Origin of the sequence: Streptomyces sp. NPDC059917, from assembly GCF_042730635.1 — a bacterium.
Lineage (GTDB): Bacteria > Actinomycetota > Actinomycetes > Streptomycetales > Streptomycetaceae > Streptomyces.
Window position 1 is genome coordinate 43,042 of record NZ_JBHWLC010000047.1, and the last position, 25,008, is coordinate 68,049.

Annotated in this window: 23 protein-coding genes; 12 read left to right on the plus strand and 11 right to left on the minus strand. The window is 71.4% G+C overall.

Translation table 11 applies throughout. The annotated features are described in order from the left end of the window. Window positions 1–113 precede the first annotated feature (113 nt). The 6 genes from ACFWAR_RS25250 to ACFWAR_RS25275 form a co-directional block, all read right to left on the minus strand. Complete coding sequence (locus tag ACFWAR_RS25250; RefSeq protein ID WP_385781225.1) at window positions 114–1,052, minus strand: carbohydrate ABC transporter permease; 939 nt, start codon at window positions 1,050–1,052, stop codon at window positions 114–116. Between the two features lie 13 nt (window positions 1,053–1,065). Next, window positions 1,066–2,010 (minus strand): carbohydrate ABC transporter permease, encoded by a 945-nt coding sequence (locus ACFWAR_RS25255; protein ID WP_385781227.1) that lies wholly within the window; start codon window positions 2,008–2,010, stop codon window positions 1,066–1,068. 78 nt (window positions 2,011–2,088) lie between these two features. Next, a complete protein-coding gene (ngcE, locus tag ACFWAR_RS25260; protein WP_385781285.1) occupies window positions 2,089–3,540 on the minus strand; it encodes an N-acetylglucosamine/diacetylchitobiose ABC transporter substrate-binding protein in 1,452 nt (483 codons plus the stop codon). A gap of 306 nt (window positions 3,541–3,846) precedes the next feature. After that, on the minus strand, window positions 3,847–6,576 hold the full coding sequence (gene acnA, locus ACFWAR_RS25265) for an aconitate hydratase AcnA (protein WP_385781230.1): 2,730 nt from the start codon (window positions 6,574–6,576) through the stop codon (window positions 3,847–3,849). A 247-nt stretch (window positions 6,577–6,823) separates the two neighbouring features. Further along, window positions 6,824–7,234, minus strand: a complete 411-nt coding sequence (locus ACFWAR_RS25270) for an Imm10 family immunity protein (RefSeq protein ID WP_385781233.1) — start codon at window positions 7,232–7,234, stop codon at window positions 6,824–6,826. Window positions 7,235–8,240: 1,006 nt separating this feature from the next. Next, window positions 8,241–9,110: a haloalkane dehalogenase gene (locus tag ACFWAR_RS25275; RefSeq protein WP_385781236.1), complete on the minus strand. Its 870-nt coding sequence runs from the start codon at window positions 9,108–9,110 to the stop codon at window positions 8,241–8,243. A 96-nt stretch (window positions 9,111–9,206) separates the two neighbouring features. On the opposite strand from ACFWAR_RS25275, the gene ACFWAR_RS25280 reads away from it, so the two are divergent. From ACFWAR_RS25280 to ACFWAR_RS25305, 6 genes are all read left to right on the plus strand, one after another. Then, window positions 9,207–9,698: a MarR family winged helix-turn-helix transcriptional regulator gene (locus ACFWAR_RS25280; RefSeq protein ID WP_385781239.1), complete on the plus strand. Its 492-nt coding sequence runs from the start codon at window positions 9,207–9,209 to the stop codon at window positions 9,696–9,698. A gap of 57 nt (window positions 9,699–9,755) precedes the next feature. After that, window positions 9,756–11,285, plus strand: coding sequence for a helix-turn-helix domain-containing protein (locus tag ACFWAR_RS25285; protein WP_385781241.1), 1,530 nt, complete (start codon window positions 9,756–9,758; stop codon window positions 11,283–11,285). 152 nt (window positions 11,286–11,437) lie between these two features. Then, the gene (locus ACFWAR_RS25290) at window positions 11,438–11,758 is read left to right on the plus strand and encodes a pentapeptide repeat-containing protein (protein WP_385781244.1); all 321 of its coding nucleotides are present in this window, start codon (window positions 11,438–11,440) and stop codon (window positions 11,756–11,758) included. Beyond that, entirely contained in the window at window positions 11,758–12,069 is a 312-nt protein-coding gene (locus tag ACFWAR_RS25295) for a hypothetical protein (RefSeq protein WP_385781247.1), read from the plus strand. The genes ACFWAR_RS25290 and ACFWAR_RS25295 overlap by 1 nt, the downstream gene beginning before the upstream one ends. A gap of 12 nt (window positions 12,070–12,081) precedes the next feature. After that, on the plus strand, window positions 12,082–12,966 hold the full coding sequence (locus tag ACFWAR_RS25300; RefSeq protein ID WP_385781250.1) for a hypothetical protein: 885 nt from the start codon (window positions 12,082–12,084) through the stop codon (window positions 12,964–12,966). After that, window positions 12,963–13,859: a RimK family alpha-L-glutamate ligase gene (locus tag ACFWAR_RS25305; protein WP_385781253.1), complete on the plus strand. Its 897-nt coding sequence runs from the start codon at window positions 12,963–12,965 to the stop codon at window positions 13,857–13,859. The genes ACFWAR_RS25300 and ACFWAR_RS25305 overlap by 4 nt, the downstream gene beginning before the upstream one ends. Window positions 13,860–13,918: 59 nt before the next feature. Here ACFWAR_RS25305 and ACFWAR_RS25310 read toward each other — a convergent pair whose 3' ends face one another. Continuing rightward, window positions 13,919–14,440 carry an RICIN domain-containing protein gene (locus ACFWAR_RS25310; RefSeq protein WP_385781256.1) on the minus strand — a complete coding sequence of 174 codons (522 nt, stop codon included), beginning with the start codon at window positions 14,438–14,440 and terminating at the stop codon, window positions 13,919–13,921. A gap of 29 nt (window positions 14,441–14,469) precedes the next feature. Beyond that, window positions 14,470–15,069, minus strand: coding sequence for a hypothetical protein (locus ACFWAR_RS25315; protein ID WP_385781258.1), 600 nt, complete (start codon window positions 15,067–15,069; stop codon window positions 14,470–14,472). Window positions 15,070–15,377: 308 nt separating this feature from the next. On the opposite strand from ACFWAR_RS25315, the gene ACFWAR_RS25320 reads away from it, so the two are divergent. Then, window positions 15,378–16,280 carry a helix-turn-helix domain-containing protein gene (locus tag ACFWAR_RS25320; protein ID WP_385781261.1) on the plus strand — a complete coding sequence of 301 codons (903 nt, stop codon included), beginning with the start codon at window positions 15,378–15,380 and terminating at the stop codon, window positions 16,278–16,280. A gap of 49 nt (window positions 16,281–16,329) precedes the next feature. On the opposite strand, the gene ACFWAR_RS25325 is transcribed toward ACFWAR_RS25320, so the two are convergent. Further along, window positions 16,330–17,352: a glycoside hydrolase family 43 protein gene (locus ACFWAR_RS25325; protein ID WP_385781264.1), complete on the minus strand. Its 1,023-nt coding sequence runs from the start codon at window positions 17,350–17,352 to the stop codon at window positions 16,330–16,332. A 155-nt stretch (window positions 17,353–17,507) separates the two neighbouring features. On the opposite strand from ACFWAR_RS25325, the gene ACFWAR_RS25330 reads away from it, so the two are divergent. Continuing rightward, window positions 17,508–18,077, plus strand: coding sequence for a hypothetical protein (locus tag ACFWAR_RS25330; protein ID WP_385781266.1), 570 nt, complete (start codon window positions 17,508–17,510; stop codon window positions 18,075–18,077). Between the two features lie 20 nt (window positions 18,078–18,097). On the opposite strand, the gene ACFWAR_RS25335 is transcribed toward ACFWAR_RS25330, so the two are convergent. Next, window positions 18,098–18,421 (minus strand): putative quinol monooxygenase, encoded by a 324-nt coding sequence (locus tag ACFWAR_RS25335; protein WP_385781269.1) that lies wholly within the window; start codon window positions 18,419–18,421, stop codon window positions 18,098–18,100. Window positions 18,422–18,478: 57 nt separating this feature from the next. Between ACFWAR_RS25335 and ACFWAR_RS25340 the strand changes: the two genes are divergently transcribed. From ACFWAR_RS25340 to ACFWAR_RS25350, 3 genes are all read left to right on the plus strand, one after another. After that, window positions 18,479–18,604: an excalibur calcium-binding domain-containing protein gene (locus tag ACFWAR_RS25340; RefSeq protein WP_385781271.1), complete on the plus strand. Its 126-nt coding sequence runs from the start codon at window positions 18,479–18,481 to the stop codon at window positions 18,602–18,604. A 107-nt stretch (window positions 18,605–18,711) separates the two neighbouring features. Then, on the plus strand, window positions 18,712–20,142 hold the full coding sequence (locus tag ACFWAR_RS25345) for a cytochrome P450 (RefSeq protein ID WP_385781273.1): 1,431 nt from the start codon (window positions 18,712–18,714) through the stop codon (window positions 20,140–20,142). Between the two features lie 32 nt (window positions 20,143–20,174). Next, the gene (locus tag ACFWAR_RS25350) at window positions 20,175–21,071 is read left to right on the plus strand and encodes a helix-turn-helix domain-containing protein (protein WP_385781275.1); all 897 of its coding nucleotides are present in this window, start codon (window positions 20,175–20,177) and stop codon (window positions 21,069–21,071) included. A gap of 175 nt (window positions 21,072–21,246) precedes the next feature. Here ACFWAR_RS25350 and ACFWAR_RS25355 read toward each other — a convergent pair whose 3' ends face one another. After that, window positions 21,247–22,797 carry an MFS transporter gene (locus tag ACFWAR_RS25355; RefSeq protein WP_385781278.1) on the minus strand — a complete coding sequence of 517 codons (1,551 nt, stop codon included), beginning with the start codon at window positions 22,795–22,797 and terminating at the stop codon, window positions 21,247–21,249. 82 nt (window positions 22,798–22,879) lie between these two features. Between ACFWAR_RS25355 and ACFWAR_RS25360 the strand changes: the two genes are divergently transcribed. Continuing rightward, window positions 22,880–24,955, plus strand: a complete 2,076-nt coding sequence (locus tag ACFWAR_RS25360; RefSeq protein ID WP_385781281.1) for a prolyl oligopeptidase family serine peptidase — start codon at window positions 22,880–22,882, stop codon at window positions 24,953–24,955. The last annotated feature ends 53 nt before the right edge of the window (window positions 24,956–25,008 follow it).

Below are 25,008 nucleotides of genomic sequence, written 5' to 3' on the forward strand. Positions count from 1 at the left end.
GGCCGGGGGGGGGGGGGGGGGGGGGGGGGGGGGGGGGGGGGGGGGCCCCCCGGGGGGGGGGGGGGGGGGGGGGGGGGGGGGGGGGGCGCCGCCCCCCCCCCCCCCCCGCGCCGCTACTTCAAGGTGGCCGAGGTCAGACCGGCCTGGATCTGGCGCTGGAAGGACAGGTACACCACCAGCATCGGGATCATCGCGATGGTCACGCCGGCGAACAGCACCGGCAGGTCCGTCTCGTAGCCCATCTGGTACTGGAGCTGGATCAGGCCCTGGGTGAGCATGTAGCGCTCGGGGTCCGATCCGGACTGCGGCTGCATCAGCACGGCCGGCAGGATGTACTGGTTCCACTGGCCCAGGACATTGAATATCCCGACGGAGATCAGCCCCGGCTTGGCCATCGGCAGCATCACCTGGAAGAAGATCCGGGTGTCGGAGGCCCCGTCGATCACCGCCGCCTCGTGCACCGCCGTGGGCAGCGTGCGGAAGAACGAGTGCATGAAGAAGACGGTGAAGGGCATCGAGTAGGCGACGTACACCAGGATCAGGCCCTGGTAGCTGTTGAGCATGTCGAGCCGCTTGACCATGAAGAACAGCGGTACGAGCGCCAGGAACACCGGGAACATCGCCCCGCTGACGAAGAAGTAGTAGATGATCCGGTTGCCCCGGAAGGGGTAGCGGGCCAACACGTACGCCGCCATCGAGCCCAGCAGCATCGTCAGCGGGACCGAGAACACCATCACGATGACGGTGTTGCCGAAGTAGTCGCCGATGCCCTTGTCCCAGGCCCGGGAGAAGGCGTCGAAGTGCCAGTTGGTGGGCCAGCTCAGGGCCGAGCCGCCGATCTCGCTGTCGGTCTTGAAGGAACCGAGCGCCAGCCAGATCAGGGGCAGCACGATCAGTACGGCCCACACGGCGAGGAAGCCGTGCGAGAAGACGTTGAGCACCGCGCCCTCGGAGCCGCGGGGGGCGTCGCTCCTGACCGGCGGCCGGGGGGCGGCCGGCTCGGCGGCGGGCTCCTCGGCCGGCTCTTCGGGTGCCTTGATCACTGTGGTCATGGGTGTCTCCCGCTCAGAACTCGATGCGCTCGCGGCGGGTGGCGCGCAGCGTGATGAGGGACAGGATCATGGTGAGGACCAGCATGACGACTCCCATGGCGCAGGCGTAGCCGCTCTTGCCGAAGTACAGGAAGTTGCGCATCAGGACCGTGGCCATGACCTCGCTGTGGTGGTCGGGGCCGCCGCCGAATTGGCCCGAAGTCATCGTCGAGACGAGGACGAACATGTCCATCGCGGCGATGCCGAGGTACACCGCCGAGGTCTGTACGGAGTCCCACAGCAGGGGCAGCGTGACCTTGATGAAGGTCTGGGCGCGCCCCGCGCCGTCGAGCAGCGCGGCCTCGTAGATGTCCTTGGGCACGGACTGCATCGCGGCCGAGAAGAGCACCAGGTAGAAGCCGACCCCGTGCCAGACGACCACGCCGAGCATGCACCAGAGCACCAGGTTGGGCTCGTTGAGCCACTCGATGGGGTGCAGCCGGTCGATCAGGCCGACCTTGGTCAGCAGGCCGTTGAGCAGGCCGCCCTCGTCACTGCGGTACACCGCGCCGAAGAGCACGGCGAGGATCGCGAGGGAGAGGACCTGCGGGAAGAAGTAGACGATCTTGTAGAAGGCCGAGCCCCGGACGCCCCGGACACCACCGGCGCCGCTGCGCCCGCCCACGTTCACCATGAAGGCGAAGAAGAGGGACAGCAGGATGGTGATGACCGGGACGAACACCAGGAGCAGCAGGTTGTGCCACAGCGCGCCCCGGAAGACCTCGTCCTTCATCAGGGTCGAATAGTTGTCGAGTCCGACGAAGTCGAACGTCGGTGACTGGCCCGACCAGTTGGTGAAGGAATATCCGAACGTCTGGATGTACGGCCAGATGACAAAGGTCAGATACAGCGCGAGCGGCAGGAGCAGGAATCCGGCGATGAAGCCGACCTGCCCCTTGCCCCGGGCTACGTGACTCATGGTGTCCGTCCCTGATGGTTCCCCCAGCTACCGCTGGGTGGTGCCCCCCGGCCGGAGGACCGGCCGGGGGCGATGGCGTCAGCTGCGGTGGTTGTTCTTGGCGTTGGGGTCCTTGGCCGCCTTGTCTACCGCAGCCTGGGCCCGCTTGATCCATTCCTTCGGCTGAATTCGCTTGGCCATCAGCTCATTGGACGCGGCCTGGATGTCGTTGTCCATCTGGCTGTACCAGTCCGGGTACAGGTAGGCGAAGGTGTTGGCGCCGGCCGCCTTGAGGGAGGTCACCGCGGACTGGGTGCCGGGGCGCAGCTTGACGTTGGGGTCGACGCCGTCCTTGACCACGGTCAGGGAGTTGGCCTGCTGGGCGAAGAGGGTCGACCACTCGCGCGAGAGCATCGAGCGCAGGAACTCCAGGCCACCGGCCTTGTTGCCGGCCTTCTCCGGGACGATGAAGGGCTCGCCCGCACCGGCGCGGATGGCCTCGAAGGGCATCTTGCTGTCGGCCAGGACCGGCACCGGCAGGAACTTCATGTCGAAGTCCTCCGGGGTCTGCTTGAGCTGCTCGTTCTCCAGCCACGAGCCGGAGGGGATGAAGGCGGCCTTGTACTGGTTCCAGGCGGTCTGCGACTCCGTGTGGGTCAGACCGTTGGTGCCCGGCATCAGCAGGTCCTTCTCGACGACCTCGTAGACGGCCTCGACGGCGGCGAGGGCGGCCGGGTTGTCCGCGAAGGCGTTCGGCGCGAGGTTGTCGATCGCCTTGACGGCCTCGAGGCCGCCCTTCTTGGCGATGAGGTCCATGATGACGACGTTGATGTAGTACGGGAACTTGCCCTGGTGGGCGAGGCCGCCGATGCCGGCCGCCTTGGCCTTGGCGCAGACGTCGAGGAACTCGTCCCACGTCTTGGGCTCGGCCCAGCCCTTCTCCTTGAAGAGCTTGCCCGAGTACCAGAGGCCGAAGACCGTGTAGACGTAGTACAGGGCGACGAACTTGCCCTCCTGGGTGCCCTGTTCGACGGTGCCGGGGATCAGCATGTCCCGGACCTTCTTGGTCGGGTCGTCGAGCGAGGGCGCGTCGAGCACCTGGGTCAGCTCGGCGAGCTGACCGCCCTTGGCCAGGACGTCGATCTTGATCTGCTGGGCGCCCGAGTCGTCGACGACGTCCGGCGGGTTGCCGCCGTTGAAGCGCGGCTGGAGCTTGGCGGTGATCTCCTGGGTGCCGAGGTGGGTGCTGGTGGTGCCCCACTTCTTGTCGAAGGCCGCTTCCCATGCCTTCGCGTAGTCGTCGCCGAAGCCGCCCTTGAAGACGACGATGTCCATCTTGCTGCCCTTGGCCACACCGAAGGGGTTGTCCTTCGACGTGGGCGCCTTGGACGTGCTGTCCGAAGGCTTGTCGCTGCCACCGGAGGCGCAGGCGGACAGGAAGCTCATCGTCGGCACGGCGATCAGACCCAGTGCCGCCGACCGCCGGATCAGGTCGCGGCGGCCGAGGCCCTCACCGTTGTTGTGCTCGCCCTGGGCGGAGATGGAACCCATGCTCATGTCCTCGCCTTCGTCAGAAGTGTGAAGGAGGCCGGAAGTCACGGCAGCTGCCGTGCATGCGGACAACACCGCAGGTCCCCGCCCGTCCCCCGGTCCGGCGCCGCGGGAGCCGCGGTAGTCCGGACGGGCACAGGTATAGTCCACTTCCGCTCGTGTGAGCAAGATCATGCACAGCATAGACCTTCGGCTTTTCCGAGTTGAGACCTCACCGTCACCTGGCCCGCCCGCCGGAGGTGGTCCGGAACGACGAAAAGGGCCGTACCCCCTTAACGGGGATACGGCCCTTTGGTGCCGATGTGCTTAGTTGCGGATGAGGTTCCGCAGCACGTACTGCATGATGCCGCCGTTGCGGTAGTAGTCGGCCTCGCCCGGGGTGTCGATGCGGACGACCGCGTCGAACTCGACACCGGTGTCGGTGGTGACCTTGACCGTGCGCGGGGTGGTGCCGTTGTTCAGTTCCTCGACGCCGGTGAAGGAGAAGGTCTCCTCGCCGGTGAGGCCGAGGGAGGCCGCCGTGACGCCCTCCGGGTACTGCAGCGGCAGGACGCCCATGCCGATCAGGTTGGAGCGGTGGATGCGCTCGTAGGACTCGGCGATGACGGCCTTGACGCCGAGCAGCGCGGTGCCCTTGGCGGCCCAGTCTCGGGACGAGCCCGAGCCGTACTCCTTGCCCGCCAGGATGACCAGCGGGATGCCGGCGGCCTGGTAGTTCTGCGAAGCGTCGTAGATGAACGCGACGGGGGCGCCCTCGACCGTGAAGTCGCGGGTGAAGCCGCCCTCGGTGCCCTCCGCGATCTGGTTGCGCAGGCGGATGTTGGCGAACGTACCGCGGATCATGACCTCGTGGTTGCCGCGGCGGGAACCGTACGAGTTGAAGTCGCGGCGCTCGACGCCGTGCTCGGTGAGGTACTTGCCGGCCGGGGTGTCGGCCTTGATCGCACCGGCCGGGGAGATGTGGTCGGTGGTGACCGAGTCGCCCAGCTTCGCCAGCACGCGGCCGCCGGTGATGTCGGAGACCGGGGTGGTCTCCATCGTCATGCCGTCGAAGTACGGGGGCTTGCGGACGTAGGTGGACTGCGGGTCCCACTCGAAGGTGTTGCCCGTCGGGATCTCCAGCGCCTGCCACTGCGCGTCGCCCGCGAAGACGTCCTGGTAGGACTTGCTGAACATGTCCTCGCCGATGGCGCTGGCGACAACGTCGTTGACCTCGGCCTCCGAGGGCCAGATGTCCGCGAGGAAGACCGGCTTGCCGTCGAGGTCCACACCGAGGGCGTCCTTGGTGATGTCCACCTTCATCGAGCCCGCGATGGCGTACGCGACGACCAGCGGCGGCGAGGCCAGGTAGTTCATCTTGACGTCGGGGTTGATGCGACCCTCGAAGTTGCGGTTGCCCGAGAGCACCGAGGTGACCGCGAGATCGGCCTCGTTGATCGCCTTCGAGATCTCCTCGTCCAGCGGACCGGAGTTGCCGATGCAGGTGGTGCAGCCGTAACCGACCAGGTTGAAGCCCAGCTTGTCCAGGTACGGGGTCAGGCCGGCCTTGTCGAAGTAGTCGGTGACGACCTTCGAGCCCGGGGCGAGCGTGGTCTTGACCCACGGCTTGCGGGTCAGGCCCTTCTCGGCCGCCTTCTTCGCCACGAGCGCCGCGGCGACCATGACGTAGGGGTTCGAGGTGTTGGTGCACGAGGTGATCGCGGCGACGGTCACGGCGCCGTGGTCGATCTCGAAGGAGGTGCCGTCGGCGAGGGTGACCAGCGTGGGCTTGGTCGGTACGCCGTTGGTCGCGGCCGGGGAGTCGGAGGCCGGGAAGGACTCCTTGCCCGCCTCTTCGTCGTCGCTGACGTAGTTGCGCACGTCCTGCGCGAACTGCTGCGAGGCGTTGGCGAGGACGATGCGGTCCTGCGGGCGCTTCGGGCCGGCGATGGAGGGGACGACCGTGGAGAGGTCGAGCTCCAGCTTCTCGGAGAAGTCGGGCTCGGCGGCCGGGTCCAGCCACAGACCCTGCTCCTTGGCGTACGCCTCGACGAGCGCGACCTGCTGGGCGTCGCGGCCGGTCAGGCGCAGGTACTTCAGGGTCTCGTCGTCGATCGGGAAGATCGCGGCGGTGGAACCGAACTCCGGCGACATGTTGCCGATGGTGGCGCGGTTCGCGAGCGAGGTGGCGGCGACGCCCTGGCCGTAGAACTCGACGAACTTGCCGACGACACCGTGCTTGCGCAGCATCTCGGTGATGGTCAGCACGAGGTCGGTGGCGGTGGTGCCGGCCGGCAGCTCGCCGGTCAGCTTGAAGCCGACGACGCGCGGGATCAGCATGGAGACCGGCTGGCCGAGCATCGCGGCCTCGGCCTCGATGCCGCCGACGCCCCAGCCGAGCACGCCGAGGCCGTTGACCATGGTGGTGTGCGAGTCGGTGCCGACGAGGGTGTCGGGGTACGCCTGGCCGTTTCGGACCATGACCGTGCGGGCCAGGTGCTCGATGTTGACCTGGTGGACGATGCCGGTGCCCGGGGGGACGACCTTGAAGTCGTCGAAGGCGGTCTGGCCCCAGCGCAGGAACTGGTAGCGCTCCTTGTTGCGGCCGTACTCCAGCTCGACGTTCTGCGCGAAGGCGTCCTTCGTGCCGAACTTGTCCGCGATGACCGAGTGGTCGATGACCATCTCGGCGGGCGAGAGCGGGTTGACCTTGGAGGCGTCGCCGCCGAGGGCCTTCACGGCCTCGCGCATGGTGGCGAGGTCCACGACGCACGGCACACCGGTGAAGTCCTGCATGATCACGCGGGCCGGCGTGAACTGGATCTCCTCACTCGGCTGGGCCTGCGAGTCCCAGTTGCCGAGCGCCCGGATGTGGGCGGCGGTGATGTTCGCGCCGTCCTCGGTACGGAGCAGGTTCTCCAGCAGCACCTTCAGGCTGTAAGGCAGGCGGGCGGAGCCCTCCACCTTGTCCAGCTTGAAGATTTCGTACGACTCGTCGCCCACCTGCAGCGTGCTGCGGGCGTCGAAGCTGTTCGCCGACACGACAGTCTCCTTCATGCATGAATTCGCGCGTTCTACCGCATCCTGCCGCGTGGCACTGTGGCCAATCCGCTAAGGTGAGGCTAAGTTAGGTAACCCTTACCTTCGCGGGGGCTGCGGCGCGCCTTGGGCAGTTATCTCGATGTCGAGATAACTCTAGTACATGTGCGGCCGCCGGGGCGAAGCACGCCCGCGCGACCCGAGGGAAGTACGTCACGTTGCGGGGTGGGGCGGGGGGCTCGCGCCGCGCACGCCGACCTGCCGGTCAGATGCCCGTGCGGGTGGGTACGGCGTCCGCACGCCCGTAGTCGAGCACCCGGGCGAGGACCTCGCGGAACAGGGCGACGTCCGCGGCCGGCGCTTCGATGACGGCCTCGATCTCGCTGTCGGTCAGCCGCAGGTCCTCCAGTGCCTCGGGGTCGAGTGAGACGCGCAGGACGTTGCCGGTCAGTACGGCTTCGCGCACGCAGCCGTACGCGGTGCCCTGTCCGGCCGTGACCAGGCAGTGCGTGTCCATCCCCAGGGCGACCTCCTGGTCATCGGGGTCCTCCTCCCCCGCCATGAACATCAGGACGAAGCCGCTTCCGTCCTCGCCCTCCGCGAGGGCGGCTTCGGTGAAGTAGCCGTCGGGGTCGATCTCGGTGCGAGCGGCTCGGGCGATGAATCGGTACGTCATCCGGGGGTTGTATCAGCGGGGACGTCCGAGCCGTGGGGCGGGGGCGGGGGTGCGCCTCAAACGCCGGCGGGGCTGGGGATGGTCCCGCGGCCCGGGGCGGGCGGGTTCCGGGCGGGTCGGTGCCCCGGGGCGTGGGCCGGGGCGGGGGTGCGCCTCAAACGCCGGCGGGGCTGGGGGTGGTCCCGCGGCCCGGGGCGGGCGGGTTCCGGGCGGGTCGGTGCCCCGCGCGAGCGTCTCCTCGGCTCGCGGCCTCGGGGTGTCGGAGTGTGCGCCCGGCGGTGACCGCTCGTCCTTGCGGGGACACTCCCGCGCGTCACCGCCCCACCCGCAACCCACCGAGGAGCCGCAAACCGGGCACGAGCCACCGCCGTGCCAATGCCCAGCCCGGACCACATTCCGGGCCAGGGCCACCCCCTGCCCAACCGCCGGGCGCCACGGGGCGCATTCCGGGTCGGGGTGATCCACCGCCCGACCGGGGTTCGGCTCGGGGCGCCGCTCCCCGGCCAGGGTGACCACCACCCCACCCAGGGTTCGACTCGGGGGCGCAGGTCCTCGGCCAGGGTGACCACCGGCCCACCCAGGGCCCGGCTCGGGGGTGCCGGTCCTCGGCCGGGGTGACGATCTGCACGCCCGGGGCCGTTCGTACCACCGGTGGCCGTGTGGGGGGCGGCCGCAGGGTGGTGGAGTCGGGTGGCGTGGGAGGGTCCCCGCAAGGACGAGCGGTCACCGCTGGGGGCAGACTCCGACGCGCCGAGGCCGCGAGCCGAGGAGACCCTCCCGCGGTGCCCGGCTCCACCGCCCTGCCTCCACCGACCCCGGACCAGGGCACCCACCCCAGCCCCGCCGGCGCTTGAGGCGAACCACCCGACCCCGGGGAGGGGCTACGCGCCGAGGAGACCCTCCCGCGGTGCCCGGCTCCACCGCCCTGCCTCCACCGACCCCGGACCAGGGCACCCACCCCAGCCCCGCCGGCGCTTGAGGCGAACCGCCCGGCCCCGGGGAGGGGCTACGCCCCCAGCCCGTGCCGCCCGCACCACGCCGAGACCGCCGCCGCGATCTCCGCCGGGCGGTCCTCCGGGGCCAGGTGCCCGGCCGACCCGCAGTGCTCCCGTTCCAGGGCCGCGACGTTCCCCTCACACCAGGCCACCAGCGCCTCCCCCACCATCAGCGTCGGCGACCCCTCGAAGGTCAGCAGCAGCTTCGGCACGTCCGCACTGGCGGCCAGCCACTCCCCGTACGCCTCGATCCGGGCGACCACCTCGGCCGGCCCGCCGCCCACCGGCATCGACCGCGCCCACTGGAGCATCGGCAGGCGGCTCCCCCGGTCGGGATAGGGCGCCGCGTACACCGCGCGGTCCGCCTCGCCCATCGGACGCAGTACGGTCCGGCGCAGGCCGTCCTCGATGAAGACGTTCCGGTCCAGGACCATCTCCTCCCCCGTCCCCGGCGTCCGCAGCGCCTCGAACCGGCCCCGCGCCGCGGGCGGGAACTCCTCCCAGGTCATCGGCCGCAGGATGGTCTCCATGAAGGCGACGCCCCGCACCCGCCCCGGATGCCGCGCGGCCCAGTCGAAGGCCAGCGCCCCGCCCCAGTCCTGGCCGACCAGGACCACCTCGCCGAGACCCAGGGCCTCGAACCAGGCGTCCAGGTAACGGGCGTGGTCCTCGAACCGGTACGCCCCGCCCGGCTTTCCGGACCGACCCATGCCGATCAGGTCCGGGGCCAGGATCCGGGCCGGACCCGCGATGCGCGGCAGTACCCCCCTCCAGAGGTGCGAGGAGGTCGGGTTGCCGTGCAGGAAGACGAAGGTCGCCGCCTCTTCCGGGTGGAGCTCCTCGTAGTACATGGCCGAATCGAGCACGTCGACGGTGGGCATGACCGCCCCCTCCATAATCGTTGGCGTGACTAACGTTAGTCACGCCAACGAAGTTATATCGTTAGTCCCACCAACGCAAGGGATAGGCTGACCGCCATGAGCACAGAAGAGGACGAGACCGTCCCGGCCCGCTTGCGCGAACTCCCCAGCCGACTGCTGAGCCAGGCCGCCACGCACGCCCAACGACTGGTCATCACGGGACTCAGCGGGGCAGATGCCCACAAATGGCATTACGCGGCCCTCGTCGCCCTCGAGGAGTCCGGCCCCGTCAGCCAGGCGGAACTCAGCGCCCGCACCGGAATCCACCGCAGTGACCTGGTCGCCGTCATCAACGAACTCGCGGGCCGGGGCCTGGTCGAGCGCACCCCCGACCCCGCCGACCGGCGCCGCAACGTCATCACCCTCACACCCCGGGGCCGCCACCACTCCCGCCGCCTGGAGCAACTGCTCGACGCCGCACAGGAGGAGCTTCTGTCCCCTTTGTCCCCCAATGAGCGCGAGCAGCTCGTCCGGCTCCTCGGACGCCTCGTCACCCACCATGCGGGCGGCCCGGATGCGGGGCCGGGCGGCATGCCTGACGGTGGGTGACACCCGTCTGCCACGCCCAACGCGAACCACATCTCATATCTGAGATACGGTGCCCCCATGGCAGACGACTACCTCGTACGCATCGGCAAGCTCATCCGTGACGCCCGGCAGCACCGTGGCTGGACACAGAGTCAGCTCGCCGATGCGCTCGGCACCAGCCAGAGCGCGGTGAACCGCATCGAGCGCGGCAACCAAAACATCAGCCTTGAGATGATCGCCCGAATCGGTGAAGCGCTCGACAGCGAGATCGTGTCGCTGGGTTACTCCGGACCGATGCACCTGCGGGTCGTCGGCGGCCGCCGCCTCTCCGGTGCCATCGACGTCAAGACCAGCAAGAACGCCTGCGTCGCACTGCTCTGCGGCTCGCTGCTCAACAAGGGCCGTACGGTCCTGCGCCGCGTCGCCCGCATCGAGGAGGTGTACCGCCTTCTGGAGGTACTGAACTCCATCGGCGTGCGCACCCGCTGGATCAACGACGGCGTCGACCTCGAACTGATCCCGCCGGCCAAGCTCGACATGGACGCGATGGACGCCGACGCGGCCCGCCGGACCCGGAGCATCATCATGTTCCTGGGACCCCTGCTGCACCGGATGGACCACTTCAAGCTGCCCTACGCCGGCGGCTGCGACCTCGGCACCCGCACCATCGAGCCGCACATGATCGCCCTGCGCCGCTTCGGCCTGGACATCACCGCGACCGAGGGCATCTACCACGCCGAGGTCGAGGCCGGTGTCTCCCCCGGCCGCCCGATCGTGCTGACCGAGCGCGGGGACACGGTCACCGAGAACGCGCTGCTCGCGGCCGCCCGGCACGACGGTGTCACCGTCATCCGCAACGCCTCGTCCAACTACATGGTCCAGGACCTGTGCTTCTTCCTGGAGGCGCTGGGCGTCAAGGTCGAGGGCATCGGCACCACCACCCTGACCGTGCACGGCGTGCCGAACATCGACGTCGACGTCGACTACTCCCCCTCCGAGGACCCGGTCGAGGCGATGAGCCTGCTCGCCGCCGCCGTCGTCACGGAGTCGGAGCTGACGATCCGCCGGGTCCCGATCGAGTTCATGGAGATCGAGCTCGCGGTCCTGGAGGAGATGGGCCTCGACCACGACCGCTCGGCGGAGTACTCCGCCGACAACGGCCGTACCCGCCTGGTCGATTTGACGGTCCGCCCCTCCAAGCTGGAGGCGCCGATCGACAAGATCCACCCGATGCCCTTCCCCGGGCTGAACATCGACAACGTCCCCTTCTTCGCGGCCATCGCCGCCGTGGCGCAGGGCCAGACCCTGATCCACGACTGGGTGTACGACAACCGGGCCATCTACCTGACCGACCTCAACCGCCTCGGCGGCCGCCTCCAGCTCCTGGACCCGCACCGCGTCCTGGTCGAGGGCCCCACCCGCTGGCGCGCGGCCGAGATGATGTGCCCGCCGGCCCTGCGCCCCGCGGTGGTCGTCCTGCTCGCGATGATGGCGGCGGAGGGCACCTCGGTGCTGCGCAACGTCTACGTCATCAACCGCGGCTACGAGGAGCTCGCCGAGCGCCTGAACTCGGTCGGCGCCCAGATCGAGATCTTCCGCGACATCTGACGGTGATCGGTGAAGGGTCAACGGCTCCGACGGGGCCCCCTCGCTCCGCGCGGAGCGAGGGGGCCCCGTCGTGTGCCCGGCCCGTTCCGGCTGGCGCCCGCCCACGGCGGGGGAGACGATGGGAGGAGGAATGTCCGTGGGAGGAGGGCGACATGGCGCCCGAGAAAGAGGTCTACGGCGGAGCACCACGGCTGACGCCGAACATGTACGTGAGCAACGCGGACGTGCGGCAGAGCACCTGGCACGAGAGTGCCTTCCTCGGTTCGCTGTTCACACAATCGATCATGGACGACTCCCAGTTCCTGTACGGCAGAGCGCAACGCGCGACCTTCGCCGGCATCGTCATGGACGGCAGCCGTCTCGTCGGGTGCTCGATGCGCGACGTCGTCATCGAGAACTGCGACCTCAGGGGCCTCATCATCGACGGGGTGCGGATCGGGGACCTGATCGCATCGGAGAAAGGGGCGGATTGATGTCCACGCCGATGATCTTCATCCATCCCGAACTGCGTCCGGACCTGGCCACGACGCACGAGGTCGAGCCGGTGGGCATCGAGGAGGCCATCCGCGCCGCCGTGGCACGCGGAGAGCGGGTCGAGGACAAGCAGGACGGCGTGGAACGACGCTTCCTGATCGACAAGTCGACGGACTGCACCGGCAAGGAACAGTCCGAAGGGACCGGCAAGGAGACGTCCGACACGGGGAAGGAGGCCTGCGACGTCCAGTCCCAGGTCAATTACGGGGAGCTGTCGCCCGTGGCGGACTTCATCCGTCCGATCATCTAGCCCGCCGACGACGTGATCCTCCTCCTGGGGGCCGGGGCGGACGATCCCGCCGTGGCGGCCTTCGACGGCTACCTGACGCGTCACGCCGTACGGCACGCGGTCTGCTCCGACCTCGGACGGCTGGCCTTCGCCCTGCACGTCGACGCCGCCGGCCGGACGCGGGCCGAACTGACGGTCCCCGGGCACGGCACACTGCACGGCGACGAGGTCGGGGTGTTCGTACGGAGTCCCTGGGCGCTCGCACCTCCAGGTGAGGACGGCCCGAGCGGCGCCGACGCCCGTTTCGCGGCCGACGAGTACCGCGCCGCGCTCTGGGCCCTGTGCGCCCTGCTCCCCAGGGTCGTCAACCGGCCCGGCCCGCGGGCGTGGCACGACGACCGGGAGCTGCGCCGGTGTCTCGACCGCTCGCTCCTGCTGCCCGAGTACTGGACGAGCGACACCCGGCGGCTGCTCGATCGGTGGGCCCTGTGCGCGTCGCCCGAGCTCCACGTCGAGGAGTTGCTGACCCACGAGCGGCGGGTCGTACGGGAGCCCGCCCTCCTCGGCTCCGGGGACACCGGCACCGCCGCCGGCACCGATTCCGGGCACCTGCGGGCGCTCTTCGCGCCGTCCAGCGAGTACGTCATCGAGCTGTGCGCGGGCCGCAGGTCCTTCACCGTCCTCAACGAACCCGGGATCGACGTCGCCGCGGAGTCCTACCGCACGCTCGTGCGCGAGGTCGCGGACGCCCTGCGGCAACGCGGCGTCCGCTTCTTCGCCGTCGCCCTGGTCGCCGACGACGAACACCGGATCTCCGTGAGCCGCGTCGTGTCCGCTCCCCCGTACTCCTGGTACCGGGACGTGGCGGACGCGGTGCACGAGGAGCTCCGCGTCGAGCTGGCGGACGGCGTGCCGTGACCGTCCTCATCATCGGGTCGCCCCACGACCGCACCATCGTGCACACGGTCCGCAGCGCACGACACCTGGACGTGCCCCACCTCTTCTTCGACCTCGTGCTCTTCCTGCGCGCGGGCGGCTACTGGTGGGACGTCCAGGGGCGCTGCGGGCGACTGAGCACCGGCACGCTGACGGTGGACCTGCCCGATGCCGACATCACCGGGATCTACGTGCGCCCGGTCGACGTCGTCGACCGCTTCGCGAGCGGGGAGCGCGCGGCCGCGGCCGCGCGGCTGCGGGCGCTCACCGAGATCCTCGCGACGGTCGACGCCCCGGTCGTCAACCGCCCCGGGACCGACCTGAGCAACTGGACGAAGGCGTACCACCTGGCTCTGCTCAGCCGGTGCGGTTTCACCGTGCCGAGGTCGCTGCTCACCAATGACGCGGACGAGGCGCGCGCCTTCCTTCGGGCCGTTCCCGACGCCGTCTTCAAGGGCGCCAGCGGCGAGAAGACGGTCGCCTCGGCCTGCGGCCCCGTACAGCTCGACGAGTTGGGGCTGCTGCCCCGCAGTCCCGTGCTGTTCCAGGAACGGGTCAGGGGCGCGGACGTGCGTACGCACCTGGTCGGCCGGGAGCACTTCTCCGAGCGGATCGACTGCGAGGGCGTCAACTACCAGTACTGTCCGGGCGCCAAGACCTTCGCACCGGCGCGGGCACCGGACGACGTCGTCGAGCACTGCCGCGCGTACCAGGCCGCCAGTGGTCTGGCCTTCATCGGATTCGACTTCATGGTGGACGAGGACGACGGCTACACGGTCCTGGAGGCCAACCCGATGCCGGGCTACGACGGCTACGACCGGCGCTTGGGACTGAGCGTCTCCCGCGCCCTGCTCGACCTCCTGCGAGGAACCTGAGGACCCGGACGGATCCGCGGGTGGGGCGCCCCACCCGCGGATGCCGTTTCCGGCCGGGCTCAGCGCCAGGTCTGGTAGGCGCTCTTCTGCTCGTGGCTGCCGCACGGGAAGGTGCGCAGGCCCGCCTCGAAGCTGTCGTCCAGGCACAGGCCGGTGGCCTGGTTGCGGAACTCGACCGCGCCGTCGGCGTAGCGGTGGACGATCCAGCTCTCGTCCTTGTGCTTGTCGCAGGGCAGGTGCGTCGCGGTGCCGCGCGGGTTGTCCGCCAGGCAGAAGCCCGTCTTGACGTTCCTCAGTTCACGGGTGCCGTCCTTCCACTGGTGCACGTTCCACTTCTGGTGGTCGTTGCCCAGGCAGGTGTAGGTGCGCACGCCCGCGTCGCTGTCGTCCAGGCAGGCCGAGGTCGCCGCGTTGCGGAAGCTCTGGACCGAATCGAGGGCGCCCGCGGGCTCCGCGAGGGCGGTCGACGCGGGAACGAGGGCCGTGCCGAGGGCGAGGACGAGGACGAGGGTGGGCAGGACGCTCGCCCGGGCCGTCCTACCGCCGGTGCCGCTGATGCCGCTGGTGCTGTTGATGCTCATGGGGATCCTTGGTCGTGGGGTGGGCGGGGTCAGCCCGTGATGTTGACGGGGCGGTAGGCGTGGTAGCCGTCACGGCCGTTCACGCCGTAGGAGTGCTGCTTCCAGCGCGTACCGGCGCCGCCGCCCGCCTGCTCGTAGGACTTGTAGACGGTGTGGGCGCCGTTGGCCCAGCCGTCGAAGATGACGACGTGCCGGTTGTCGGCGCTGTTGCTGTTGGCCTTGATGACCAGGTCGCCGGGGGCGAGATCCTTCATGGCGATCCGGCGGGTGTGGCCGTCGTTCTTGAGGGACACCGTGTTGGGGCCGGGCTTGGACAGACCGAGGGCCATCGAGACGTAACCGGAGCAGTCCTGCCGGTACCCGTCCTTCCAGTACTTGGTCTGGCTGTACGGCACGGGGCGGCCGTTGTTGGCGGTCAGCCAGGTCTTGGCCCGGGCCAGGACCTGCGCCCGGGTGATCCGGGGCGCCGCCCCGAGGCCCGGCGCGGCGGTGTCCGCGGCGGCGATGACGGCCGTCCGGTCCGGGAGTTGCGCCGCGGGGGCCGAGGGCGACGCCAGGACGAAGGAACCGACGCACACGGCCGCGGTCAACGCCGCGGTGCTCCAGCGGCGGGTGGTGTTCTGGGACATCTCGGGTCTCCGACTTCTCGTGGGGAATCACGCCGGTCCGCGTTCCGGGAAGAGGGGGAAGCACGGGAAATCGCACGTCCCCACCGGGCGGCACGTCAGGGGTGCGGCGAAGGCACCGTCACGTGGCCGGGGTTGCGGAACCGGATGCCGAGGAGTCTGCGGGGGTGCGTCGCGGCGTCGCAAGGATGTCCCGGTTGCTTCACGGATGTCGGGATCCCTAAGGTGCTGACCTGCTGGGACAGGACCATCCCGGGACGAACTCGGCCCGCCGGAAGCAGCATTCGAGGCGCGGGCCAGGAGGGGCGGACATGACGGGCGTCGGCGGAGCACGGCCCACCCCGGGGCAGCAGTTGGGCAGCGCCCTCAAGGAACTCCAGCAGCGGTCGGGAAAGACGCTGCGCGATCTGGAGTCCGAGGTGATGATCAGCGACTCGTCCCTGTCCCGGTACCTGCGCGGCACGACGGTTCCGCCCTGGGCCACGGTGCGCGATCTGTGCCGGGCGCTGGGCGCGGACCCCGCGCCCTACAAGGAGTTGTGGGAGGCGGCCGACCGGTGTCAGGTCAAGGCCGCTCCCGCGGACGCCGCGCCCGGGGGCGGCTCCCGGGGGCGCCGGACGCACGGGGCGGTCATGGCCCGGTTCGCGAACCGCTGGTGGGCGGCGGGAGCCGGGGCGATGGCGGGCCTGCTGCTCGGCGCGGTCCTCACCCTGGTCGCCGTACGGGAGGACCCCGCGGCCGGGCGGCGCGCGACGGCCGGGCCGACGGGTGCGGTGGCGGCGCCGGGCGCCGACGCGAAGGACCCGGGCGGGAAGGACGCGGGCACGCCGCAGGGGCCGGACGACCAGATCCGGATCTTCGTCAACCGCGCGACCGGCAGTTGCCTGGACCACAGCCTCGACAAGGGGATGCGCTCGTTCGCGCCCAACGGCATGAGCTACCAGCGGTGGACCGTGCACACCCGCCCCGACGGCGCCAGCGAACTGAAGAACCACGCCACCGGCGCCTGCCTGGACGGCGGCGGTGACGGCGCGGGCGGCGGCGCCCGCGCGCTGTCCTGTAGCGGATCACCCGCGCAGCAGTGGTCGATCACCCACTGGTCCGACGCCTCGGTCGAGGTCAGGAACCGCAGCACGGGACGGTGCCTGGGGGACGGGCCCGCCGGGCTGCTCACCGGGTCCTGCGACCGCTCGGCCGCTCAGCGCTGGGGCTGAGCGACCGGCCCCGCCGTACCCTTCACCCCCGTCACCCCCGTCATCCCCGTCATCCCCGTCGAGTCGTCACCGCGTCGTCCCGGACCACCGGGCGGCCGCCCGGGAAGTCGAGGCGGGCGGCGTACAGGACGCGCCGCCGCGTGCCGTCCGGGCTCCAGCCGTGGAAGAGGATCCGGTCCCGCCCGTCGGGGCCCGTCACCACGTCCTGACCGCCGGGGCCGCGCACCGCGCCGCCGAAGGACTCGGTGGTCATGAGCGGGGCGTCCGCCTTCGTGTACGGGCCGCTCAGCCGGTCCGCCACCGCGTAACCGGTCTTGTACCGGGGGCCGTCGTAGGAGTCCGCCGAGTAGAAGAGCACGTACCGGCCGCCCCGCTTGACGAGGGTGGGCGCCTCGACGAGCTCGCCCTCCCACGCGCGGTCCTGCCGGATCAACCGGACGGCCCCGCCCGTGGTGCGGGTGCCGTCCGCGGACACGGGCTGGAGGTGGATCCAGGTGTCCGTCCCGCAGCAGTTGCCGTCGTTCTTCCACAGCAGGTAGCGACGGCCGTGCTCCGTGTGGCTCGACGCGTCGATGGCTCCGCCCAGCTCGGCCGGGCAGACCAGCGGGCCGTCCCCCGCCGGTACGAACGGACCGTCCGGGGAAGCGGAGAGCGCGGCCCCGATGCACTGGCGGCCGCTCGCCCGGTCCCTGGCGGTGTAGTGGAGGGTGAAGCCGTGGCCGTTGTCGAAGACCTCGGGCGCCCAGACGAGCGAGCGGTCGGGCACCGCCCAGCGCCCGGGTGCGGGCAGGGGGTCGGCGGCGACCATCGTCCAGTGCGCGAGGTCCGGCGAGGTGGCGTGCTGGAGGTACTTGCCGTCGGCGTTCGTCGCATAGGCGTGATAGGTGCGGCCGACCTTCACGACGTCGGGGTCGGCGAAGTCCCGGTCGAGCACCGGGCCCGCCACCGCCACCGCCGCGGCCGCCCCCGCCGGGGCCGCCGCGAGCCCTGCGACCAGTGCGGCGGTGGCCGCCATCGCCGCGAACAACCGTCCGCTCCCGTACCCGTATCCGTTCCTGCCCGCGCGCGTCATGCACCGTCCAACGAGGCGTCAGGCGGCGGGTTGCGCGGTGGCAGGCGCGCCGGATGCCGACGGGGCGTCAGGCATCGGACCGGATCGTGGAGATCGGCCCCCGGGGGCGGTCGCTCGTCCTAGCATGTGCACGCAGAGTGTGAGGCTTCAACCATTTGCGTGAGCCTCCGGTCTGCCGCACCTGCCTGCACACCATCCTGGAGTTCTCCTTGACCACACCGCTCGGCGGCCGGATGACGGCCGCGAAGAAGCGCTGCATAGGCACCCTCACCGTGATAGCCGCCGTCCTGACGCTCGCCGCCTGCGATCCGGCGGCCTCCACGGGCACCTTGAACAGCGGCACCCCGAGCAGCAGCGTCACGGCCGGTGCGAGCGGTGGCCCCACCGCGACGTCGAGCCCGAGCGTCAGCCCCACCCCCAGCTCCAGCCCCACCCCGACCCCCTCCGCCACGCCCAGCGTCGTGCCCAGCTCGGCCCCGCCCACCGCCAAGGCACCGGCCCCCGCCCCTCCGGCGCCCACGCGCACCCGCACCCAGGCGCCCGCTCCGGACCCCGAGCCCACCAGGGCGACCACCGACTGCTATCCCCGGTCGAACGCCGGCAACTGCTACAAGGCCGGCCAGATCTGCCGCAAGGCCGACGTCGGCAGCGACGGCCGGGACGCGGCCGGTCGCGCGATCTACTGCCGTCACGACAGCAGCGTGGGCCAGCGCTGGGGCTACTGAGCCCGCGCGGCGCCGGATCCTCAGTCGACCTGGAGCTCGCCCATGCGGCTCCAGCCGGTGGCGCCCTCGATCGTCGTGCTGACGATGGAGGGCGTACGGGTCACCAGGGGGCGCATGGTCTCCAGTGCGGCCCGGAAGTGCTCCGAGGTGACGTGGGCCTCGGCCGCGTCGTCCTGGAACGCCTCGACCAGGACGTAGGTGTCCGGCTCCTCCAGGCTGCGGGACCACTCGAACCAGAGGTTGCCCGGCTCGGCGCGGGTGGCGCGGGTGAACTCCGCGACCGCGTCGGGCCACTGGTCGACGTGCTCGGGCTTGACTGCGAATTTCACCACAATGAAGATCATTCGCTCATTGTAGGCGGGGCACGTCCGGCCGCTCCGGAAAGGGGGCCGCGCCGCCTCGTGGCGCCCGGGACGCCGTGCCCCGCCGAGGCCAAGGCCGCCGGTGCGGCGCCCATCCGCCGCGGTGAGCCCGGCTACCGCAGCGCGCTCGACCGGGACGGCGACGGCACGGCCTGCGACACGTAGGACCCCGCGCGCTGGCCTGATCCGGTCGTACGCGCACCCGGCCCCCGCCGCGCACGGCGGGGGCCGGGCAGAATCGGCCCGTCGGTACGTGTTGCGAGGGGGCGGCCATGTCAGTGGACTCAGTGGTGTCGAACGGGACGGAGCGGGCGGCGGCCCCGCAGTTGGCGGGGTTGCCACTGCTCGGCTCCCTGCTCGACCTCACGTCGGACTCGCTCGGCACCTACCTGCGGGCCCAGCACCGCCACGGTGACGTGGTGCGGATCAGCGCCGGGCCGCCCGGGCTGCGGGCGGAGCTGCACTGCGTCTTCTCGCCCGAGGGCGCGCAGCGGGTGCTGGCCTCGGAGGCCGCCAACTACCGCAAGGACAACCCCTTCTACCAGGAGATCCGCGACTCCTTCGGCAACGGTCTGCTGACCAGCCAGGACGAGGACTACCTGCGCCAACGGCGGCTCGTGCAGCCGCTGTTCACCAAGCGCCGGGTGGACGGGTACGCGGCCGCGGTGGCCGCCGAGACCGCGCAGACCCTGGAGAGCTGGCAGGAGGCCGTCGACTCGGTGGTCGACGTCTCCGTCGAGATGACGCACCTCGCCCTGCGCGCGGTGGCCAGGATCCTCTTCGGGACCGATGTCGAGGCCACGGTCGACGTCGTGGACCGGTGTTTTCCGGTCATCACGGAGTACGTGCTCCGGCGCGGGTACTCGCCCGCCAACCTCCCGCGGTCCTGGCCGACCCCGGCCAACCGGCGGGCGGCCGCCGCGCTGGACGAGCTGTACGGGGTGTGCGACCGGATCATCGCCGAGCGGCGCGGTGCGGACGCGGGCGCGGAGCCCGGCGCGGACGCGGGCGCGGGGGCCCGCAAGGGCGAGGACCTGCTGACCCTGCTGGCGGCGGCCCAGAGCGCGGACGACGCCTCCTTCGACGCGGACGAGCTGCGCGAACAGGTGCTGATCTTCCTGCTGGCCGGGCACGAGACCACGGCCACCTCGCTGACCTTCGCCCTGCACCTGCTGGCCAAGAACCCCGAGTTGCAGGACCGGGCGCGCGAGGAGGTCTCCCGGGTGCTGGGCGACCGTCCGCCGCAGGCCGCGGACCTGGAGCGGCTGCCGTACCTCACGCAGGTGCTCAAGGAGGCCATGCGGCTCTTCCCGGCGGCTCCGGTCATCGGGCGCCAGGCGGTCGCCGAGGCCGAGATCGACGGGCACGTCATCCCGGCGGGGGCCACGGTGATCCTGGCTCCGTGGGTGACCCACCGGCACCCGGAGCACTGGCCGGACCCGGAGCGCTTCGATCCGGACCGCTTCACCCCCCAGGCGGAGGCGGCGCGTGCGCGTTACGCCTGGTTCCCCTTCGGCGGCGGTCCGCGCGCGTGCATCGGGCAGCACTTCTCGATGCTGGAGTCGGTGATCGCGCTGGCGATGACCCTGCGGTCCTACGCGTTCGAGGCCGTGGACACCGAGGTGCCGGTCGCGGCCGGGATCACCCTGCGGGCGACCGGTCCGGCCCGCTGCCGGATCCGCCCGCTGCGCCCGGCGCCGTAACCTACGGAGCGGACGCAGGGCCGGCCGAGGACGTGGGGGCGCTCGCGGTGGAACAGGCGTGGGGCATCACCGAGTTCGGGACGTGGCGGCTGACGAGCGGGGCGCCGGACGCCCGGCTCGGCCGGGGGGTGCTGGGCTACCGCGGCTACCACGTGTCCATGGACCGGCCGCAGCGCCGCGTGGAGGTGCCGAACGGCCTGGTGACGATGGTGGTCAACTTCGACGCCCCGGTGCGGGTGTCCCGGGCCGGGGAGGCGCCGACGACCGCCTACACCTCCCTGGTCAACGGGCTGCGCACCGATGCCGCGGTCGGCGAGCACGACGGCCGCATGCACGGCGTCGAGGTGCACCTCGCCCCGTGGGCGGCCTTCACCCTCTTCGGCGTCCCGATGTACGAGCTGCGCGACCGGATGGTCCCGCTGGGCGAGCTGCTGGGTCCGCGGGCGCAGGTACTGGAGGCGCACCTGGCCGGGGCGCCGGACTGGCCGCGGCGCTTCGCCCTGCTCGACGCCCTGTTGCTGGAGCGGCTGGCCGCGGGTCCGGCGGCCGCCCCGCAGACGGTCTGGGCCTGGGGGCGGCTGACGGCGAGCGGCGGCCTGGTGCCGGTGGCCGATCTCGCGCACGGCACCGGCTGGAGCCCGCGCCATCTGGAGCAGCGGTTCAAGGAGCAGATCGGGCTGTCCCCCAAGACGGCCGCGCGGGTCCTGCGCCTGCAGCGGGCCCTGCGGATGCTGGCCGCCGGTTCCGGAGCCGGGGCGACGGCGTCGGCGTGCGGCTTCTACGACCAGGCGCACCTGCACCGGGACTTCCGCCGGATGACCGGCTTCGCGCCCGGGGAGTTCCTGGTCCACCGGGGCAACGGCGCCCGCCCGGTGGACCGTCTGCCGGGACAGGTGACCAGTGCCCTGGTGCGCGCGCCGCAGCGGTGACCGCAGCGCACGGGAGCGGTGCGGGCGGTGCGCGCGGACGGCCGCTTCGCGCCATAGCGTTTTTGTCCAATACCCCGGACGCGTCCCCTGCCATGGTGGAGCGACCCACGGGGGACGGTGGGGTCGGGCGGATTCATCCGCCCGACCCCACCGTGGTGTTCGTGCCCGGTGCGGCTCAGACGGCCGCCGGGGCGTGCGTGCCCTTGAGGCGTTCGAGGTCGGAGGGCCGGACCTGGATGGCCACCAGCGCGATGATGGCCGCGACCAGGGTGAAGAGGGCGGCGACGACGAACGCCGCCGTCACTCCGGAGGTCAGCACCTGGGCGCCGTACGGGCCGGGCAGTTGGCCGGTGCGCCGGAAGGCGAGCTTCTGCTCCGGGGTGGAGTTGGCGAGGAAGGCCGGCACCTGCTTGGCGGCCTCGTTGCGGCTGGCCGTCCCGTAGAGGGTCACCAGGATGGACAGGCCCAGCGAACCGCCCACCTGCTGCATGGCGTTGAGCAGTCCGGACGCGGCGCCCGACTCGCGGTCGGGGACGTTGGAGAGGGCCATCAGCGTCAGGGAGACGAACTGCATGCCCATGCCGAGGCTGAAGAGGAGCATCGGCCCGAGGATGCTGCCCAGGTAGGTGGAGTGCACGTCGGTGAAGGTGAGCCAGCCCAGTCCGGCGGCCGCGAACAGGGCGCCCGCCACCATGAAGGGTTTGGGTCCGAACTTCGGCAGGAGCTGGGAGGTGACGCCCGCGCCGACCGCGATCACGGCGCTGACCGGGAGGAAGGCGAGGCCCGCGCGGATCGGGCTGAACCCGAGCACGTTCTGGACGAAGAGGGTCAGGAAGAAGAACATCCCGAAGATGGCGCAGGCGAGGAAGAGCATGATGCCGTAGGTGCCGGCGCGGTTGCGGTCGGCGAACATGTGCAGCGGGGTGATCGGCTGGGGCGAGCGCCGCTCGACCAGGATGAAGCAGGTCAGCAGGACGACGGCCGCGGCGAAGGACCCCAGGGTGTAGGGGTCGCTCCAGCCCTCCTGCGAGGCCCGGATGAAGCCGTAGACCAGGGCGACCATGCCCAGCGTGGAGGTCAGGGCGCCGAGGAAGTCGAAGTGTCCCGGGTGGCGTTCGGATTCGCGGATCACCTTCGGGGCCACCAGCGCGATCAGCAGGGCGATGGGGACGTTCACGAAGAGCACCCAGCGCCAGTTGAGCCATTCGACGAGCGCGCCGCCGGCCAGCAGGCCGATGGCGCCGCCGCCCGCGGAGACACCGGCGAACACGCCGAAGGCGCGGTTGCGTTCGGGGCCCTCGCGGAAGGTGGTGGTGATGAGGGCGAGCGCGGTGGGGGACGCGATGGCGCCGCCGACGCCCTGGAGCGCGCGGGCCGCCAGCAACTGGCCCGCGTTCTGGGAGAAGCCACCGAGCAGCGAGGCCAGGCCGAAGAGCAGCACGCCGAAGACGAAGACGCGCCGACGGCCGAGGATGTCGCCCGTGCGGCCGCCCAGCAGCAGGAGTCCGCCGAAGGTGAGGGTGTAGGCGCTGACGACCCAGGAGAGGCTCTCCGTGGAGAACTTGAGGGCGGTCTGGATGTGCGGCAGCGCGATGTTCACGATGGTGATGTCGAGAACGACCATGAGTTGGCAGGAGGCGATGACGAGCAGTGCGAGCCCGCCGTTGCCGCCCCCTCGGACCTTGCCTTCGGTCCCGCTGGTGCTCGGCGATGTGTTCGGGTCCACTGTTCGACGCTAAGCCCGCGCTCCGGGGGTCACCACTCGAACGGGCTAGGGTATGTGCTATTTCACATGTCACACTTTGAACATGAATCCCATGGACGACTTCCTCCGTCTCTCCGCGGACACCGCGCGGTTCGGCCACGGCGCTCCCCGCGCGTTCTCCTTCGGCGACGGCGGCCGGCTGCTCTGGTTCCTGCGGTCCGCCGGTCCCACCGACCCCTACGACGACCTCTGGGTGCTCGACACCGCCACGGGCGTCGAGACCCGGCTCGCCGACGCGCGCGCTCTCCTGCCGGACGGCCCCGGCGAACTCCCGCGCACCGAGCGGCGGTTGCGCGAACGGATCCGGCTGATCGCCGCCGGGATCGGCTCGTACGCCCTCGCTGGCGACGGCCGCCGGGCGGTCTTCGCCCTCTACGGGCGGCTGTACTCCGTGACCGCCGACAAGGACGCGGCGCCCGAGGAGATCCCGACCGTCGGGGCCGCCTTCGACCCGCGCCCGAACGCCGACGGCTCGCGCACCGCCTATGTGAGCGACGACGCCCTGTACGTCACCCCGGGCGGGCGGGTCAGCCCCGACGACGGAGCCCGGTGGGGCGTCGCCGAGTTCGCCGCGGCCGAGGAGCTGGACCGGGCGCGCGGGCACTGGTGGTCCCCCGACGGGACCGCGCTGCTGGCCGCCCGGGTCGTCGAGGACGCCCTCCAGCGCCGCTGGTTCGCCGATCCCGAACACCCGGAGCGGGCGGCCGAGGACTTCGCCTACCCGGAGGCCGGCGGCCCCAACGCCGACGTCCGGCTCCAGGTGTTCGGCGCGGACGGCGGACCCGGGGTCCGGCTCGACTGGGACGCGACCGCGTTCCCCTACGTCTCGGACGCCGGGTGGGAGTCGCCGACGGAGATCCTGCTGACCGTCCGGGACCGGCTCCAGCGCACGGTGGTGCTGCTCACCGCCGACCCGCTCACCGGGCGCACCGCCGAACTGTCGCGCACCACGCACCCCCAGTGGGTGGACCCGCTGCCCGGCACCCCCGCCCGGCTGTCCGACGGGCGGATGCTGACCTCGGCCGACACCCCGGGCGGGGCCGCGCGCGCCCTGGCCCTGGACGGCGTCCTCCTCACCGGGGACGACGTGCAGGTGCGGGCCGTGCTCGGCGAACACGAGGGGCGCCTGCTCGTCGAGGCCGGTCTGCGCGACCCCGCCGAGCAGCAGGTACTGCTGCTCGACACGGGCACCGGTGAGCCGACCGCGCTCGCCGACGGGCCCGGGGTGCACACCGCCCTCGCGTCCGCCGGGGCGCTGCTGGTGACCTCGGCCGACGCCGACGGGTTCCGGCGGACCCTGCGCACGGCGGACGGGCGCGAACTCGCCGTCACCGACCTCGCCGAACCGCTGCCCTACCGGGTCGAGCCGCGCTTCGAGCGGGTCACCGAGCTCGGGATCCCGACGGCGCTGGTGCTGCCGCGGGGGCACGTCCCGGGCCGACGGCTGCCGGTGCTGCTGGACACCTACGGCGGCCCGGGCTTCCAGGACGTGTGCGCGGAGCCGCGGCGCTGGCAGGCCCGGCAGTGGTGGGCCGACCAGGGCTTCGCCGTGGTGACCGTCGACAACCGGGGCACCCCGCACGTCTCGCCCGCCTACACCCACGCCATGTACCGCGGCTTCTCGCGGGTGACGATGGAGGACCAGGTGGCGGCGCTGCGCGCGCTGGGCGAGCGCCACCCGGACCTCGACATGGGCCGGGTCGGCGTGCGCGGCTGGTCCTACGGCGGCTACCTGGCCGCGATGGGCGTGCTGCGGCGCCCCGACGTCTTCCACGCGGCGGCCGCGGGGGCCGCGCCGACCGACTTCCGGCACTACGACACGGCGTACACCGAGCGCTACCTGGGCCTGCCCCAGGAGGAGCCGGAGGTCTACGAGCGGGACAGCCTGATCGGTGACGCCCCCGCACTGACCCGGCCCCTGCTGCTGGTCCACGGGCTGGCCGACGACAACGTGCACCCCTCGCACACGCTGCGGCTCTCGCGGGCGCTGACCGATGCGGGGCGCCCGCACCGGCTGCTGGCCCTGCCGGGGGTGACGCACATGGCCACGGGGGGCGTCCGGGAGAAGGTGATGGCGCTGGAGCTGGACTTCTTCCGGGAGGCGCTGGGCCCGGCCTGAGGCCGCACGCGCACCGCATGAGGGAGGGGCCCCGCCACCGGTGACCGGTGGCG

Bases quoted from the DNA above. Each gene is read 5' to 3' on its own strand.
- ACFWAR_RS25250 (WP_385781225.1), bottom strand. From the start codon at position 1,052: ATGACCACAGTGATCAAGGCACCCGAAGAGCCGGCCGAGGAGCCCGCC.
- ACFWAR_RS25255 (WP_385781227.1), bottom strand. From the start codon at position 2,010: ATGAGTCACGTAGCCCGGGGCAAGGGGCAGGTCGGCTTCATCGCCGGA.
- ngcE (WP_385781285.1), bottom strand. From the start codon at position 3,540: ATGGGTTCCATCTCCGCCCAGGGCGAGCACAACAACGGTGAGGGCCTC.
- acnA (WP_385781230.1), bottom strand. From the start codon at position 6,576: ATGAAGGAGACTGTCGTGTCGGCGAACAGCTTCGACGCCCGCAGCACG.
- ACFWAR_RS25270 (WP_385781233.1), bottom strand. From the start codon at position 7,234: ATGACGTACCGATTCATCGCCCGAGCCGCTCGCACCGAGATCGACCCC.
- ACFWAR_RS25275 (WP_385781236.1), bottom strand. From the start codon at position 9,110: ATGCCCACCGTCGACGTGCTCGATTCGGCCATGTACTACGAGGAGCTC.
- ACFWAR_RS25280 (WP_385781239.1), top strand. From the start codon at position 9,207: ATGAGCACAGAAGAGGACGAGACCGTCCCGGCCCGCTTGCGCGAACTC.
- ACFWAR_RS25285 (WP_385781241.1), top strand. From the start codon at position 9,756: ATGGCAGACGACTACCTCGTACGCATCGGCAAGCTCATCCGTGACGCC.
- ACFWAR_RS25290 (WP_385781244.1), top strand. From the start codon at position 11,438: ATGGCGCCCGAGAAAGAGGTCTACGGCGGAGCACCACGGCTGACGCCG.
- ACFWAR_RS25295 (WP_385781247.1), top strand. From the start codon at position 11,758: ATGTCCACGCCGATGATCTTCATCCATCCCGAACTGCGTCCGGACCTG.
- ACFWAR_RS25310 (WP_385781256.1), bottom strand. From the start codon at position 14,440: ATGAGCATCAACAGCACCAGCGGCATCAGCGGCACCGGCGGTAGGACG.
- ACFWAR_RS25315 (WP_385781258.1), bottom strand. From the start codon at position 15,069: ATGTCCCAGAACACCACCCGCCGCTGGAGCACCGCGGCGTTGACCGCG.
- ACFWAR_RS25320 (WP_385781261.1), top strand. From the start codon at position 15,378: ATGACGGGCGTCGGCGGAGCACGGCCCACCCCGGGGCAGCAGTTGGGC.
- ACFWAR_RS25325 (WP_385781264.1), bottom strand. From the start codon at position 17,352: ATGACGCGCGCGGGCAGGAACGGATACGGGTACGGGAGCGGACGGTTG.
- ACFWAR_RS25335 (WP_385781269.1), bottom strand. From the start codon at position 18,421: ATGATCTTCATTGTGGTGAAATTCGCAGTCAAGCCCGAGCACGTCGAC.
- ACFWAR_RS25345 (WP_385781273.1), top strand. From the start codon at position 18,712: ATGTCAGTGGACTCAGTGGTGTCGAACGGGACGGAGCGGGCGGCGGCC.
- ACFWAR_RS25360 (WP_385781281.1), top strand. From the start codon at position 22,880: ATGAATCCCATGGACGACTTCCTCCGTCTCTCCGCGGACACCGCGCGG.